This is a genomic window from Pedobacter suwonensis (genome assembly GCF_044762335.1).
In the GTDB taxonomy this organism is placed as follows: Bacteria; Bacteroidota; Bacteroidia; order Sphingobacteriales; family Sphingobacteriaceae; genus Pedobacter.
In genome coordinates this window covers 644,966-658,998 of record NZ_JBIWEB010000001.1, presented here as the reverse complement: position 1 = coordinate 658,998, position 14,033 = coordinate 644,966, and the positions used below count along the sequence as shown (strand labels likewise).

13 protein-coding genes are annotated in these 14,033 nt (G+C 39.4%); 5 read left to right on the top strand and 8 right to left on the bottom strand.

Annotated features, from left to right (window positions below):
* Positions 1 to 313: 313 nt before the first annotated feature.
* A complete protein-coding gene (locus ACIQXP_RS02770; protein ID WP_387504111.1) occupies positions 314 to 2,050 on the top strand; it encodes a thiamine pyrophosphate-dependent enzyme in 1,737 nt (578 codons plus the stop codon).
* Between the two features lie 116 nt (positions 2,051 to 2,166).
* Here ACIQXP_RS02770 and hppD read toward each other — a convergent pair whose 3' ends face one another.
* Positions 2,167 to 3,297 carry a 4-hydroxyphenylpyruvate dioxygenase gene (gene hppD, locus ACIQXP_RS02765; RefSeq protein ID WP_387504112.1) on the bottom strand — a complete coding sequence of 377 codons (1,131 nt, stop codon included), beginning with the start codon at positions 3,295 to 3,297 and terminating at the stop codon, positions 2,167 to 2,169.
* A 227-nt stretch (positions 3,298 to 3,524) separates the two neighbouring features.
* Complete coding sequence (locus tag ACIQXP_RS02760) at positions 3,525 to 4,685, bottom strand: homogentisate 1,2-dioxygenase (protein WP_293741698.1); 1,161 nt, start codon at positions 4,683 to 4,685, stop codon at positions 3,525 to 3,527.
* A gap of 355 nt (positions 4,686 to 5,040) precedes the next feature.
* Here ACIQXP_RS02760 and ACIQXP_RS02755 point away from each other — a divergent pair, with 355 nt between their 5' ends.
* From ACIQXP_RS02755 to ACIQXP_RS02740, 4 genes are all read left to right on the top strand, one after another.
* Complete coding sequence (locus tag ACIQXP_RS02755; RefSeq protein ID WP_387504113.1) at positions 5,041 to 6,036, top strand: fumarylacetoacetate hydrolase family protein; 996 nt, start codon at positions 5,041 to 5,043, stop codon at positions 6,034 to 6,036.
* A 150-nt stretch (positions 6,037 to 6,186) separates the two neighbouring features.
* Positions 6,187 to 6,585: a four helix bundle protein gene (locus ACIQXP_RS02750; protein ID WP_387504114.1), complete on the top strand. Its 399-nt coding sequence runs from the start codon at positions 6,187 to 6,189 to the stop codon at positions 6,583 to 6,585.
* A 164-nt stretch (positions 6,586 to 6,749) separates the two neighbouring features.
* Positions 6,750 to 7,637 carry a flavin reductase family protein gene (locus tag ACIQXP_RS02745; protein WP_387504115.1) on the top strand — a complete coding sequence of 296 codons (888 nt, stop codon included), beginning with the start codon at positions 6,750 to 6,752 and terminating at the stop codon, positions 7,635 to 7,637.
* Between the two features lie 23 nt (positions 7,638 to 7,660).
* Entirely contained in the window at positions 7,661 to 8,266 is a 606-nt protein-coding gene (locus ACIQXP_RS02740; protein WP_387504116.1) for a YdeI/OmpD-associated family protein, read from the top strand.
* Here ACIQXP_RS02740 and ACIQXP_RS02735 read toward each other — a convergent pair whose 3' ends face one another.
* The 6 genes from ACIQXP_RS02735 to ACIQXP_RS02710 all read right to left on the bottom strand — a co-directional run bounded on the left by ACIQXP_RS02735 (position 8,267) and on the right by ACIQXP_RS02710 (position 13,975).
* Positions 8,267 to 8,812 (bottom strand): C40 family peptidase, encoded by a 546-nt coding sequence (locus tag ACIQXP_RS02735; protein WP_387504117.1) that lies wholly within the window; start codon positions 8,810 to 8,812, stop codon positions 8,267 to 8,269. It lies immediately after the preceding gene.
* A 118-nt stretch (positions 8,813 to 8,930) separates the two neighbouring features.
* A complete protein-coding gene (locus tag ACIQXP_RS02730; protein ID WP_145856115.1) occupies positions 8,931 to 9,305 on the bottom strand; it encodes a DUF4870 domain-containing protein in 375 nt (124 codons plus the stop codon).
* A 46-nt stretch (positions 9,306 to 9,351) separates the two neighbouring features.
* Complete coding sequence (locus tag ACIQXP_RS02725) at positions 9,352 to 10,053, bottom strand: SDR family oxidoreductase (RefSeq protein WP_145856113.1); 702 nt, start codon at positions 10,051 to 10,053, stop codon at positions 9,352 to 9,354.
* Between the two features lie 185 nt (positions 10,054 to 10,238).
* Positions 10,239 to 12,020 carry an aromatic amino acid hydroxylase gene (locus tag ACIQXP_RS02720; RefSeq protein WP_293741692.1) on the bottom strand — a complete coding sequence of 594 codons (1,782 nt, stop codon included), beginning with the start codon at positions 12,018 to 12,020 and terminating at the stop codon, positions 10,239 to 10,241.
* A 676-nt stretch (positions 12,021 to 12,696) separates the two neighbouring features.
* Positions 12,697 to 13,206, bottom strand: a complete 510-nt coding sequence (locus ACIQXP_RS02715; protein ID WP_145856109.1) for a GtrA family protein — start codon at positions 13,204 to 13,206, stop codon at positions 12,697 to 12,699.
* Between the two features lie 79 nt (positions 13,207 to 13,285).
* Positions 13,286 to 13,975 carry a CAP domain-containing protein gene (locus ACIQXP_RS02710; protein WP_387504118.1) on the bottom strand — a complete coding sequence of 230 codons (690 nt, stop codon included), beginning with the start codon at positions 13,973 to 13,975 and terminating at the stop codon, positions 13,286 to 13,288.
* Positions 13,976 to 14,033: the final 58 nt, after the last annotated feature.

Genomic DNA, 14,033 nt, shown 5'->3' with positions numbered 1-14,033 from the left:
TAACAAAAAAACCTCATGTATTTTGCAATACATGAGGTATCAGATAAGGGTAACCGGAAAACTAAAAAACTAATTATGAGTTTTTAGAATTTAACAAAATTGAAATCGCTTCGTGTTTTGTTATTTCAAAGGTGCACTTCATTTATGAAGTTTTAGTGAAGAAACATCATTCAGCTATTGTTGGTTACAGATGTTACAATCGATCTAAAGTCTTTTCAAGGTCAGATTGGTTCTTTTTGCTTTTAGCCTAAAACAATCCACCAGCTTCTACTATTTAATAGGTATATCAAATCCATCATTAAAAAGTATTTTCATGGGTAAAAATGTTGCAGAACAACTGGTAGACATGCTGGTTGAGGTTGGTGTAAAAAGAGTTTACGCCGTTACCGGAGACAGTCTGAATTATTTCAACGACGCTGTAAGAAGAAATGGCAAGATAAAGTGGATCCACGTACGCAATGAAGAAGTGGGAGCTTTTGCTGCCGCCGCCGAAGCCGAACTTGACGGAATCGCCTGTTGTGCGGGTAGCTGTGGTCCCGGGCATGTACACTTAATTAACGGTCTTTATGATGCACACCGAAGTCATGTTCCGGTTATTGCCATTGCATCAACCATTCCAACAGGCGAATTTGGAATGGACTTTTTCCAGGAAACGAATACCATAAAATTATTTGACGATTGTAGTTACTATAACCAGGTAGCCACCACGGCCGGGCAGGTGCCCAGAATGTTTCAAACGGCTGTTCAGCATGCCATTCATAAAAAAGGCGTTGCCGTTTTTGGTTTGCCCGGCGATGTGGCACAGTTGGATGCTGTTGAAAGCATTACTTCTATGCAACTATTCAACAATAAACCGATGATCCGTCCATCCGATCAGGAGTTGAGAGATTTATCAGACCTGCTTAATGGTGAAAAGAAAATTATGATTTATTGTGGTATCGGTGCAGCCGAAGCACATGATGAAGTAGTAGCATTAGCAGCCAAATTAAAGGCACCGGTGGGATTTTCTTTCAGAGGGAAAATGGGCATACAATACAATAATCCTTATGAAGTGGGAATGACAGGCCTGTTAGGACAGCCATCAGGGTACCATGCCATGCACGAGGCTGATGTAGTACTTTTATTGGGAACAGATTTTCCCTATGTAAACTTTATGCCGGTTAAGAACAAAATTGTGCAGATTGATGAAAAGCCTGAACGATTGGGTAGAAGGGCTAAACTGACCATGGGTTTATGTGGAAACATCAGTGATTCCATAAAAGCTTTATTGCCAGTCATCTCCGAAAAAAAAGATGATAGTTTCCTGAAATCTCAATTAGAATTTTATCAGAAAGTTAAGGAAAGGCAGCAGGTTTATGTTAAAGATCAGGGTGAGGAAAATAAAATACAACCCGAATTTGTAGCTGAAACCTTAAACTGTTTAGCGGCTGATGACGCTATTTTTACGGTAGACACCGGGATGTGCTGCGTTTGGGGTGCACGTTTTATAGATGGAACGGGTAAACGCAAGATGCTGGGTTCTTTTAACCATGGCTCAATGGCGAATGCGATGCCCATGGCTATTGGTGCTGCATTGGCGCATCCGGCACAACAGGTCATTGCGCTGTGTGGTGATGGTGGCTTATCGATGCTTTTAGGGGATCTGGCTACCATCAAACAATATAACCTACCTATAAAACTGATTGTATTTAACAACAGGGCTTTAGGCATGGTAAAACTGGAAATGGAGGTTGATGGTTTGCCTGACAATGAAACAGATATGATCAACCCTGATTTTGCCTTGGTGGCACAGGCGATGGGATTTAAGGGAATGACTGTTACCAAACCTGAAGAAGTGGAAACAGCCATTAGTCATGCGCTGAACGAAGATGGTCCTGTTTTGTTAAATATCATGACCAATCCTAATGCTCTGGCCATGCCGCCAAAAATAGAATGGGCACAGGTTAAAGGCATGACCGAATCGATGGCGAAATTAATGCTCGGTGGAAAAATGAGCGAAGTTCTGGATACAATAAAATCGAATTATAAACATTTGGGGGAGGTGTTATAAACGAAGAAAACGTCATCTCGAGCGGAGTGCAACGTAGTCGAGAGATCTGCCTGGATAGATCTCTCCATTCCACTGCGTTTCAGTCGAGAGGACGGATTCCTTTGAGTATTGAACTGCTATAAATTACCTCTTAATTCCTGCTCGCGCTCCAACGATTCGAATAGTGCTTTAAAATTACCTGCGCCAAAGCTTTGTGCACCTTTACGTTGAATAATCTCGAAGAAAAGGGTAGGGCGGTCTTCAACCGGTTTGGTAAAAATCTGAAGGAGGTAACCTTCCTCATCACAATCGACTAAAATGCCCAGACGCTCTAATAAAGATATTTCTTCGTCAATTTTGCCTACACGCTGCGGCATCATGTCGTAATAGGCTTCTGGTGGGGCACTTAAAAATTCAACACCACGTGATTTTAGTTCTTTAACTGTTTTAACGATGTCTTTTGTAGCTACGGCAATATGCTGAACGCCTTCTCCTTCATAGTATTCCAGGTATTCTTCAATCTGCGATTTCTTTTTACCTTCTGCCGGCTCATTGATCGGGAATTTCGAATATCCATTCCCGTTGCTCATCACTTTACTCATCAAGGCAGAATATTCTGTATTGATCTGCTTATCATCAAAAGAAAGAATATTTACAAAGCCCATCACATCCTCATACCATTGTACGGCTTCGTTCATGCGGTTCCAACCCACATTTCCTACACAATGATCAATGTATAAAAGGCCGGTATCTGTGGGTTGATAATCGCTTTCCCATACACGGTAACCTGGCATAAAAGTGCCATTATAATTTTTGCGCTCAATAAACATGTGTACCGTTTCGCCATATGTATAAATGCCGCTCATTTTCACCTCACCATGTTCATCTGTTAAGGTTTTTGGCTCCATGTAAGGTTTGGCACCACGTTTTGTAGTTTCTTCGAAAGCACTATAAGCATCATCAACCCAAAGCGCCAGTACTTTTACACCGTCTCCGTGCTTTTTTACATGCTCGGATATTGGATGATCTGATTTTAGTGCTGTGGTTAAGATCAGCCTGATTTTACCCTGTTGGAGTACATAAGATGCACGATCGCGTACGCCGGTTTCTGGTCCCGCATAGGCTAAGCTTTGAAAACCAAATGCGGTTTTATAATAGTGAGCGGCCTGTTTGGCGTTACCCACGTAAAATTCGATATAATCTGTTCCGTTAATAGGCAGAAAATCAGGTGCTTTTGATATTTTCTCTGCGAATGTTTGTGTCTCCATCTGTTTATTATTTAAGTCCGATGTCGGAGGTCCGAAGTCGGATGTATGTTGTTATTATTTAGTGTAAATATCGTTTTAAGTCCGATGTCAGAGGTCCGAAGTCGGATGGGAAATCTCTATTGTTAAAATATTTATTAAGGCTGATTATGATTTAGCGCTTATTTGATCTGCACTTTATCTTCGGTTTCCAGACTTCCGACTGAAGGCTAAGGACTCAAGACTCCCGACTATCCTTCCTGCCAGCTTTTATGGTAGTTTTCATCTTCAATATCCAGGGCTTCCTGAGTAAGCATCAAAGGCTTAAAAGGATCGATCATTACCGCCAGCTCATCAGTTTTTTCTTTTCCGATTGATTTTTCTACCGTACCCGGATGTGGCCCATGCGGAATACCGCCCGGGTGTAGCGTAATCTGTCCTTTAACTACGCTTTTGCGGCTCATAAAATCACCATCAACGTAATAAAGCACTTCATCACTATCTACATTACTATGGTTGTAAGGCGCAGGAATCGAATCAGGATGGTAATCGTATTTACGCGGAACAAAAGAGCAAACCACAAAATTGTGCCCTTCGAAAGTTTGATGGACCGGAGGTGGCTGGTGTAACCGGCCTGTAATCGGTTCAAAATCGTGTATAGAAAAAGCATAGGGATAATGATAACCATCCCAGCCTACATAATCAAAAGGATGTGTGCCATACGTATAAGGATATATTAAGCCCTGCTTTTTAATGAGTACTTTAAAATCACCATACTCATCATGTGTTTGCAGGTTTTCTGGTAGTCTCAAATCGCGTTCACAATAAGGCGCATGCTCCATTAACTGCCCATATTGATTTAAATATCTTTTTGGCGGCCTTAGCGGACTAAAACTTTCTACAATGAACAACCTGTTTTGTTCCGTATCAAATTCCATCTGATAAATAGTGCCCCTGGGGATAATCAGATAATCGCCATAAGCGAATTTAATTTCTCCGAATCCTGTTTTCAGCTTTCCGGAACCTTCGTGTATGAAAATCATCTCATCGGCCTGACTATTTTTATAAAAATAATCGGTCATTGACTTTCTTGGCGCAGCCAGAACGATATGCAGATCACTATTTACCAGAACAGCTTTTCTGCTTTGTAGAAAATCATCTTCCGGTTTAGTGTTAAAACCGATTAAACTGGTGTGTTTCAAGTGCTTTTCGCGCGCTATTTTTGGCTCAACACTATAAGGCTCGCCTAAGTGTTTTACAATGGTTGGCGGATGGCAATGATAAACCAATGAATATAAACTGGAAAAACCCTCGGTTGATACCAGTTCTTCGGCATAAAGATTCCCATCAGGCTTACGAAAAACCGTGTGACGTTTAGCTGGAATCTGCCCCATTTTATGATAAACAGGCATAATTAAATGATGTTATGGTTAGAAAGAAAAATCCTAATAATTGAACAATTAAAACGGCAATGCGTTTCAAATAAAAAGAAAGGTAGATAAAAGTTACAGCGAATACTGAGCCATGATCAGCTTGGATAGCATACTGTAGCGACGGGCCGCAATGGCGTCGTTTACCAGATTAATATGTAATGCTTTTAAGATCATGGTTTTAATGGTACCAAGGTAAGTATTTTATTTAAAAGTTAAAATTTTAATTATCTTTAGTTACATCTTCACAACAATACCTTATTAAAATAATCACGCTTAAGTTTTATTTTGAATGGGCTAATTGCTTAGCTTTACCGCGTATTTAACCAAATCATATATGAAATTAGTATCTTATAAAACCGAAGACAGGGAGCATCTGGGCATATTTATCGAGGGACATATTTATAACTTAAATAGCTGCGATAAATTGCTTCCGGATAATATGAATATGTTCCTACAAGGTGGCGAAGTGTTAATGGAAAGAGCAAAAAAGATAGATGACCAGATAAAAGAGGGTAGTTTAGCCGCTAAAGAAGAAATTTTTTACGAGATTTTAGCACCTGTTCCGCATCCTACCAGTTGCCGTGACGGTTACGCTTTCAGGCAGCATGTTGCTGCGGCACGCAGAAACAGAAAAGTCGATATGATTCCTCAGTTTGATGAGTATCCGATCTTTTATTTTACCAATCATAATGCTATTCAGGGAACAGGTGAAATTGAATGCATGCCAGATCATTTTGACAAGCTGGATTTCGAACTGGAACTCGCCGTTGTTATTGGTAAAAAAGGTAGAAACATTAAAGCTGCCGAAGCAGATGAATATATTGCAGGTTACATGGTAATGAACGATATGAGCGCCCGTACTTTGCAAATGGAAGAGATGTTGTTGAATTTAGGTCCTGCAAAAGGAAAAGATTTTTCCACCGTAATTGGTCCGTGGCTGGTAACACCAGATGAATTGCTGCAGTATAAAGTTGCGCCTAAAGAAGGACATGTGGGTAACGCTTACGACCTTAAAATGACCTGCAGGGTAAACGGAATTGAGGTATCAAAAGGAAACGCCGCCGATATGGACTGGACTTTTGCCGAAATTATAGAGCGTTGTGCCTACGGTGTAGATATTCTTCCCGGAGATGTAATTGGTTCAGGAACAGTTGGGACAGGTTGTTTCCTGGAGTTAAACGGTACCGGTTTACTTAACGATCCGAATTATAAAGTGCAATGGCTGCAGCCCGGTGATGTGGTGGAGATGGAGATAACGGGTTTGGGTGCATTAACCAATACCATTACGAAAGCTGATACAGATTTTTCGATCCTGGCGTTGAAGAAGTAAGAAGGTCAAAAGTTGAACGTTTAAAAGTTGTAAAGTTGAAATGTTTTTGGTGTATATCGAATTACAATTAAAGGAATCTTAATTTGTAAAGATTAAATATGTTGGTTATAGTTTGATTATATTTTGATATTACACTTATACAATTTGATAATGGCAAAAATTGAGAAATTTGAAGATTTAGAGATTTGGCAATTAGCTAAAGAGGTAGGGGTTGAGGCTTACCGGATTTCAGATTTGGAGCCCATGAAATCTGATTTTGGGTTAAAAGATCAATTTAGGCGAGCAGCGATGTCTATGTCTGATAATGTTGCTGAAGGATTTGAATACAATAATAATCCAGATTTTATTCGATTTTTGGTTTATGCAAAAGGTTCTTCAGGTGAGTTCAGAAATAAAATTATTGTGCTGGAAGAGGCAAAAAAACTTTCGATTGACGATTTTAAATTTCTTTATGCTAAATGCGTCGAATTTTCTTCCAAGACAAAAAGATTTATCGATTATTTAAGAGATTTTGAAAAGAAAAAGAAAGTTTTGAAAAAAGGGACATAGTCTTTTGTTCTGCTGTTGAAAAATGTTAAAATCGAGGTAATTAATGCGCCAATTTTCGTATTCAGAGACATTCAACTTTCCAAAATTAAACAATCAATGAATTTAATTTTCTTACATAAAACATTTCAACTTTTCAACCTTCCAACGTTTAACCCAATTAAACCATGCTGACCTTAAATACCTCCGATTTAAACCCGGTAGAACTACAAAACTACCTGCAATACGCCATCGCTCCGCGGCCGATCTGCTTTGCCTCTACTATTGATGCTGAAGGAAATATAAATTTAAGCCCTTTCAGTTTTTTTAATATGTTCAGCACCAATCCTCCGATCTGTATTTTTTCGCCATCGAGGAGAGTGCGCGATAATACCACTAAACATAGTCTGGAAAATGTTCTGCAGGTTAAAGAATGTGTGATCAATATTGTAAATTACGATATGGTGCAGCAGATGAGTTTGGCAAGTACTGAATATGCCAAAGGCGTAAATGAGTTCGGGAAGGCGGGATTTACGATGTTAAAATCTGATTTTGTTCGGCCACCAAGAGTTGCAGAAGCGCCAGTGCAGTTTGAGTGTGTGGTGAATGAAGTGATTGCTTTAGGTGATCACCACGGTGCCGGAAACCTCGTACTGGCTGAAATAAAAGTGATTCATATTAATGAGGCGGTTTTAGATGAAAATGGCAAAATAGATCAGCATAAAATGGATCTTGTTGCCCGTTTGGGTGGCGATTGGTATTGCCGGGTAACCAGTGATAATTTATTTAAGGTGGCTAAACCTTTAGCTAAACTGGGTATTGGTGTTGACAGTTTACCACAATCAGTCCGTTTTTCGAAAGTATTAACCGGAAACGATTTGGGTATGCTCGGCAACGTGGAGCAATTACCTACTGATGAAGAAATTGATTTGATCAGCACAAACCCCGAAGTAAAAGAAATACTCGATGCAACCATTGGCGACAGTACCAACCGAGAAAGAGAGCTGCACGAACTGGCCAGGAAATTTTTGAATGGAGGAGATGTAGATCTTGCTTTAAGGATTGTTCTGTTGTAAATTTATTTATAAAATCTTATCCTATGCATACCAGTGTTCAAGTAGATCAGTACATTATCAACGCTGCAGAATTTGCCATTCCTATCTTGGATCATTTAAGAAATCTGGTACATAAAGCCGATGCAAGAATTGAAGAGAAAATTAAATGGGGGATGCCGTTCTTCGATTATAAAGGTACGGTTTGCCATATGGCTTCTTTCAAACATCATTGTGCTTTTGGTTTCTGGAAAGGTGCATTAATAAGCGATGATTATGGTATTTTTAAAGAACGGTCTGAATCCATGGGCTTATTGGGCAAGATAAAATCTTTTGACGACCTGCCTTCAGATGAAATCCTGATCGCTTACATTCAACAGGCAATTCAGTTAAATGAAGACAACATAAAGCTCCCCTCAAAGCCAAAATCTACTGAGAAAAAAGAGATTATTGTACCGGAATATTTTGTAGAGGCCTTAAATGAAGCACCCAAAGCATTAGCAGTATTCCAGAATTTCAGTCCTTCCAATAAAAAAGATTATATATTATGGCTGGAAGAAGCCAAAACCGAAGCTACCAGATTAAAAAGATTGGAAACCACTTTAGCATGGCTTGCAGAGGGCAAGACAAGAATGTGGAAGTACAAAAAGTAATTAAAGGATACTTACAATTTTCATGAAACGATCTTTATAATGGCCGTTAAGATCGGTGATGGTTACCTGATGTGCTTTACCCGAGGAAGCATGGATAAATTTAATTCCGTTCTCATCAATCGAATAAACAATACCTACGTGACCGATCCTTCTTATTCTGGAATTAGTGCCGGTAAAAATCAACACATCGCCTACTTTTGCATTTTCTAAACTGGTTTCCTTCCCGGCATAGCTAAACTCTCTCGAAGAACGTGGAACTTTGAAACCGAAATTACTAAATACATAACTCACGAAGCCGGAACAATCAAAACCGACTTTTGGGTTGCTTGTGGCATAACGATAGGGTATACCCAGCATACTTTTGGCAAAATCGATAAGCGTAGTCGAATTTGTGGAAGAACTTTTCTCTGTAACCGTAGTATTTTTTGGAAGATTGGCCACTAACTTCTTTACCAGTTCCTGATACTGTGCGGGTAAGATTGTTTGGGCTTTTCCTGCCGTGGCAGACAAAATGAAAAACAAAATCGGGACTATTATTTTCTTCATATGTTGGAGCCAAAGATATGAAAAATATATAAAGTGCATTAAAATGTTGAAAACCAGCTAAAACAAAAAAAAAGTCCGGGTGCATTAACCCGGACTTAAATTAAATATTTAGCTTCGATTAAATATTTGGGAACATGGTTTGAGCTTTGTCACCAATTAAAGGAATTGGTTTCTTTTCTCCCTGAATGGCGGCAATTAATCCGATTATCCACAATACGAAAAGTCCGATCTGAACGATACGCAGAATATAATAACTGCCTCCAAAGCCTGTTGAAAAAATTAATGGAATTAACAGTAAACTTAATGCCCAGCTTAATACGGTTGACACCAGATGGAACAACAGTGTTTGTTTTAAATGGTACCTGCTTAGTTCAGTCTGGTTGTCTTTATACATGGCAAAATAGGCAATTAACCAGCCGATAAACCAAAAGTAGCTTACTATTGCCGCGTTCTTGCCGCTATCTGCTGTTTTAAAAGGAGAATTTGTTTCCATAGGTTTTTTAGTTTTTCGATCTTGCAAATTACTAAAAAATATAAGATTACGGTGTGGTAACCGCTACAGGTAAAATTTTTCCGTTAAAAAATTTATGCCCGGTTTTGGCAAAATCAGCAACATATTTTCCCATTTCAAAAGCCATCACAGGGCTTTGGTATCCAGGAAAAGCTGCTTCCAGCATTTCTGTCTGTGCAGATCCCAGGGCAAGGCAATTCACTTTGATTCCGGTTTCTGCCAATTCAAAAGCCAGACATTCTGTTAGGGTGTGTAAGGCTGCCTTACTAGCTGAATATGCTGAAAGTCCGGGGAATTTAACACTCCCTTGAAAACCACCCATACTGCCAATGTTCACAATGTGGCTTCCGCTTTGCATTAACGGTAAAATGTTTTGTATCATTCTGAAATGGGAAATCACATTGCTCTGTAACATCTCGCCCAGATCAATTTCAGTAGTTTCTAAAAACGGTTTGTTGATTAGAGCTCCTGCATTGTTGATCAGGATATCTACCGTGCCTAAACGCTCTTTCAAAAAAGGAATCAGTGCGGCATAGTCATCGTTTACAATGTCAAACTCTACCGGTAAAAGTGTGCAGTCGGGATTAATGCCACGGGCAATCTCCAGCAGTTTACGCAGCTTATCTGCCGAACGGGCAATAGCAACAATCTTGTTTTCTTTCTGTAAGCTAAACTCTAAAGCGGTTTCGAAACCAATTCCGCTGCTGGCACCTGTAATTATAATGTTCATTAAGAAATGTTAAAAATTTTTGTAAAGTTAAAGGGTTCTTTGTCATAGTCCTCGTTTGTAACGAGGTTTATTGAAACTGGCGATTGTATCGCCAATTAGTAATTAAAAAATACTTTTTAAATGGTGTTAATCACATTACAACTGTGATTTTTACTTCAAGCTTATCATTAAAGAATTGCCAACATTCAATCTTCCACAAGCAGCTGACTTACCGGATTTTTAATCACATGTAAACCATCATTGATTAATTTGGTATGATCTGGTTCTTTACCGGCCTTAATTTCAAGGTAGACCTGGATTTCCTTTTCCAGCTGAGGATAAATCGCTTTATGGTAAATAATCTCCAGAATTTCCAGGGCGCAAAGCCAGTCTTGCCTGTGGCTTGTTTTTAGTGTTAAGAAGATTTCGCCAAGCTGATCCAGGTTTTCACCACTTTCCCTAATCGCCCTGACTGTCCGGTATAAACCATGCAGTTTTAGCGTTTTATCATCATAAGTAATATGATGCGTTTTTTCTTTACTGATTAAGGTAATCTCCTCATAAGCATCCTTATCAGCAGCGCCATTAAAAACAGATACGATTTTTTCCCCAACAGCCATGTCGTAAGTACCCCATTCTGGTTTAAATAATATATTTCCGTTATTTTCGGTAACCGTACAATCGTTAAAGGCAATTAAAAGGAGCTTATTGTTTTCTATAATCATATCTTTAACCGTGCCCCTTACGCTGATGCCGCTTTCAAATGTTAATACGGTTTTCTCACCTTTGCTGATGTTCAGTGATTGTAGTTCCGGTAGACTGTAATCCTCAAACGGTTTTTCTGATCCCCTCAAACGGCCAACAGGTGATGAAAAGCCATCTGCGTGGTAATCTTTTCCATGTCCGGTAAGTTGTTTATTACCAAAGGCCAGTGCAGATGGTCCTGTAGTTTTAACAAAGGTTACTTCATCATTAGGGTTAATGCCCATATCGGTAAAAATACCACTAACCTGTAAGCCGGAACTGTAAACAGCAGTCGCTACATTTTTACAGGCAATGGCTTTCATTATACTTTCAGCGCCACCTTTTCTAAAGGCCATGGTATTGGCAAAGGTTTCCAAAACATCAATCAGGTTTTGAAATGTTTCCGTTACAAAAAGCTGCGGTTGCGGCTTGGTAATATCGTAAGCGTAGTTAACCGTATCAATATTGTACCAAAGTTTTTTTACATCATTTTTCATGCAGGTTGCACTTTCTCCAATAGATGAAAGTAAGCCGGCACCATAAATTTTCGGGTTTTCTAAAGTGCCAATCAAGCCATATTCCACTGTCCACCAGTGTAAGCGGCCTAGTAATGCCATTTCAGAGGGCTCGCCCATATTTTCGCTGATATAGCGCAGTTCCTTTTCTGCCCGGGCAATCTGCAATTCATCCGCATCTACCGCTTCTTTCAGAATGGATAATTTTCTGATGGCCTCGTAAAGCTCAAAATCTTTTGCAGAAAACATGGCTTTCGCACCAATTGAACCAAAATAACTTAAATAATTATTGTAATCGGTATCGGCGATAATGGGTGCATGGCCGGCACTTTCGTGTATAATATCTGGTGCCGGGGTGTATTCGATGTGGTTAATCTGGCGGATATCGGCGGCAATGACCAATACACGATAGGCCTGGTATTCCATAAAAGCTGCGGGTGGAATAAATCCATCAACCGTTACGGCACCCCAGCCAATCTTACCCAGATTATCATTCATCGTTTGCAGATCAGGAATGTATTCGATGCTCAAACCGGCTCGTTGTAAGCCTTTTATATAAGGGTAATAAGCTACATTTTTAAGATAACTATAATTTTGGCGCATTACGTACCGCCATACGGCCTGGTCTACAGGCGTGTATTTCTCGTAATTTTGTGCAACAATAAACTGCTTTAAGTGATTTGGCAATTTAGCTACCTGCGCATTATTAAAATCATTAAAATGGCTCATGCTTTGTTTATGAAATAAGTTGGTCGGCAGCTAAGTTAGGATGTTGTTTTTATCTTAACAAGAAAGCAGCTGCATAAATTAACAGGTTAAGGTAATAAAGGTTTTCTGGTGACTAAAATGAGGGATTGATGATTTGGAAAGGTGCTGTAGCGTTTTATCGGGAAGCTCAGTTCGGGCTGTTCGCTGTATCTCCGATGATACCTGTGATACAAGCAAGTACTCCATAAAAAAACAAAAAATAGTGCTTAAATCGGAGGATGCCGCTTCCATCCCGTTTATTTACAGGTGCTTGTGCAGATGAACCCGGTTTCCTCTGCGATTAGCTATAAAACGAAAATAGCCGTACTATCGTGCCAACCTAAACCCGACTGGTGCATAAAGCCCGGAGCGAGGCACGAGTGAGGACTTGAAGCGAAAGCGGGACTGAAGAAACCCAAATGCTTGTTCAACTGCTTTTCAAAAAGAGTAAATAGATTTATCATTTGAAAAGGTGCTATAATAATTTATCGGTAGGCTCAGGCCGGGCTGTTCACAATATCCCCAATGAAAAAATCGGAGGATGTCGCTCGCATCCCGTTTAGTTACGAAGGACTGTGCTTATCCCCTGAGCTTTATTTTTCGGCAACATTAATTCCGTGCTTTCTGCGTTTCCGTGGCCATTAATTGCTGCGGTTAATTAATCCTGCTTGCCTGTTTTATCTCCGATTTTCTTCACACTGAAAGTGAAATAATGTTGATACAGGTAACTGAAAAGAGCCATTGATACTGAAACGAGTATTCTTGATAAAATGGACAGAGTTGGATAATCTCTTAAAAGTTCCAATAAAAATTTCAGAAAAACATAAGTGGCCAGTATATTGATAAACTGAAGATTCAAAAACCTGAAAAGCTGCACCCTTCCTTTTAATTCGCTATGTGTAAATATAACGTATTTGTTGAGCAAAAAGCTGGTTGGAATGGCAACAACGTAGTCTATTAATAATGAGGCAGTTTCTCTTTGAAGCACAAATGTGCCAAAATTTACTTCCTCTGTTTTAAAAATAACAAAATAGGCAAAATAATAACTCAGGATACCCAGTAGCAAGGTGCCGCCGCCAGTGGCCATATACCTGAAATTATGGAGGGAAATGAACTTTTTAAAAGGGGGGTAAAAAAAATCAATTATGGCTAAAATTGCTTTGCGCATTACTTAAATTATTCGTTATTATTTTTAGGCGCAATTTACAATTAAATTTTTATTGCCCGGGTAAAAGATCATTGATGTATTACTCCTCCTCAACGTCAGCAGAGGGTAGGGCCACAAAATCAATCACTGCACACCATGTGTAAGACGGATGGGGCTGGATACTTACACCAACACTATTTAGTTTGTATTTCTGATCGATCAGGGTGAACCGGTGACCAAGGGAAGGTACGCCACAATCTAACAATAAATGACATACTATGTCCAAACTGTTTGAGAAACCAAAGTCTATATTTTCGCTCATGGCTTTGTTTGGGAAATATTTGGATATACGCTTCGAAAACTGATCTCCATTGCTGCTTTCATGTGTGCTGAGGTTGTTTCGGTTGAGATCCTGCGCATGACTACGGCTCAAATCAGTCAATTTACCGTTGGGGTAAAATACCGGTAGATTTTTTATGCCCTTCAAATGCTTTAATAAAGAAGTATAATAACTATTGTTGCGGGCAATACGTAGTTGGTTGTAATTTCTATATTGCTTTACCTTAGCGTTATAGTTGTTAATGTAATCTTCTAAAAAAGTATAATAAAACTTTTCGCCATCAATGCGGATCAGGTTCATATACATCACCACATTTTTTTCCTCGTTGGTTAAATAATTAGCATTTACTGCGGTATTGGCCCTGCGGAACTCGGCATCTGTCCACTTTTGAGCATTTACGCTGGTAACAAAGAATAAGGATAAAAGAATAGGTAAAAGTATTTTACGCATCAGATGGTTTTCATGAATAACGCCATTTGACGCAGATTATTTTCTGATGATGGATTTG

Coding starts and splice junctions, on each gene's coding strand:
- ACIQXP_RS02755 (WP_387504113.1), top strand. CDS start 5,041: ATGAAATTAGTATCTTATAAAACCGAAGACAGGGAGCATCTGGGCATA.
- ACIQXP_RS02730 (WP_145856115.1), bottom strand. CDS start 9,305: ATGGAAACAAATTCTCCTTTTAAAACAGCAGATAGCGGCAAGAACGCG.
- hppD (WP_387504112.1), bottom strand. CDS start 3,297: ATGGAGACACAAACATTCGCAGAGAAAATATCAAAAGCACCTGATTTT.
- ACIQXP_RS02760 (WP_293741698.1), bottom strand. CDS start 4,685: ATGCCTGTTTATCATAAAATGGGGCAGATTCCAGCTAAACGTCACACG.
- ACIQXP_RS02740 (WP_387504116.1), top strand. CDS start 7,661: ATGCATACCAGTGTTCAAGTAGATCAGTACATTATCAACGCTGCAGAA.
- ACIQXP_RS02770 (WP_387504111.1), top strand. CDS start 314: ATGGGTAAAAATGTTGCAGAACAACTGGTAGACATGCTGGTTGAGGTT.
- ACIQXP_RS02735 (WP_387504117.1), bottom strand. CDS start 8,812: ATGAAGAAAATAATAGTCCCGATTTTGTTTTTCATTTTGTCTGCCACG.
- ACIQXP_RS02720 (WP_293741692.1), bottom strand. CDS start 12,020: ATGAGCCATTTTAATGATTTTAATAATGCGCAGGTAGCTAAATTGCCA.
- ACIQXP_RS02750 (WP_387504114.1), top strand. CDS start 6,187: ATGGCAAAAATTGAGAAATTTGAAGATTTAGAGATTTGGCAATTAGCT.
- ACIQXP_RS02715 (WP_145856109.1), bottom strand. CDS start 13,206: ATGCGCAAAGCAATTTTAGCCATAATTGATTTTTTTTACCCCCCTTTT.
- ACIQXP_RS02710 (WP_387504118.1), bottom strand. CDS start 13,975: ATGCGTAAAATACTTTTACCTATTCTTTTATCCTTATTCTTTGTTACC.
- ACIQXP_RS02745 (WP_387504115.1), top strand. CDS start 6,750: ATGCTGACCTTAAATACCTCCGATTTAAACCCGGTAGAACTACAAAAC.
- ACIQXP_RS02725 (WP_145856113.1), bottom strand. CDS start 10,053: ATGAACATTATAATTACAGGTGCCAGCAGCGGAATTGGTTTCGAAACC.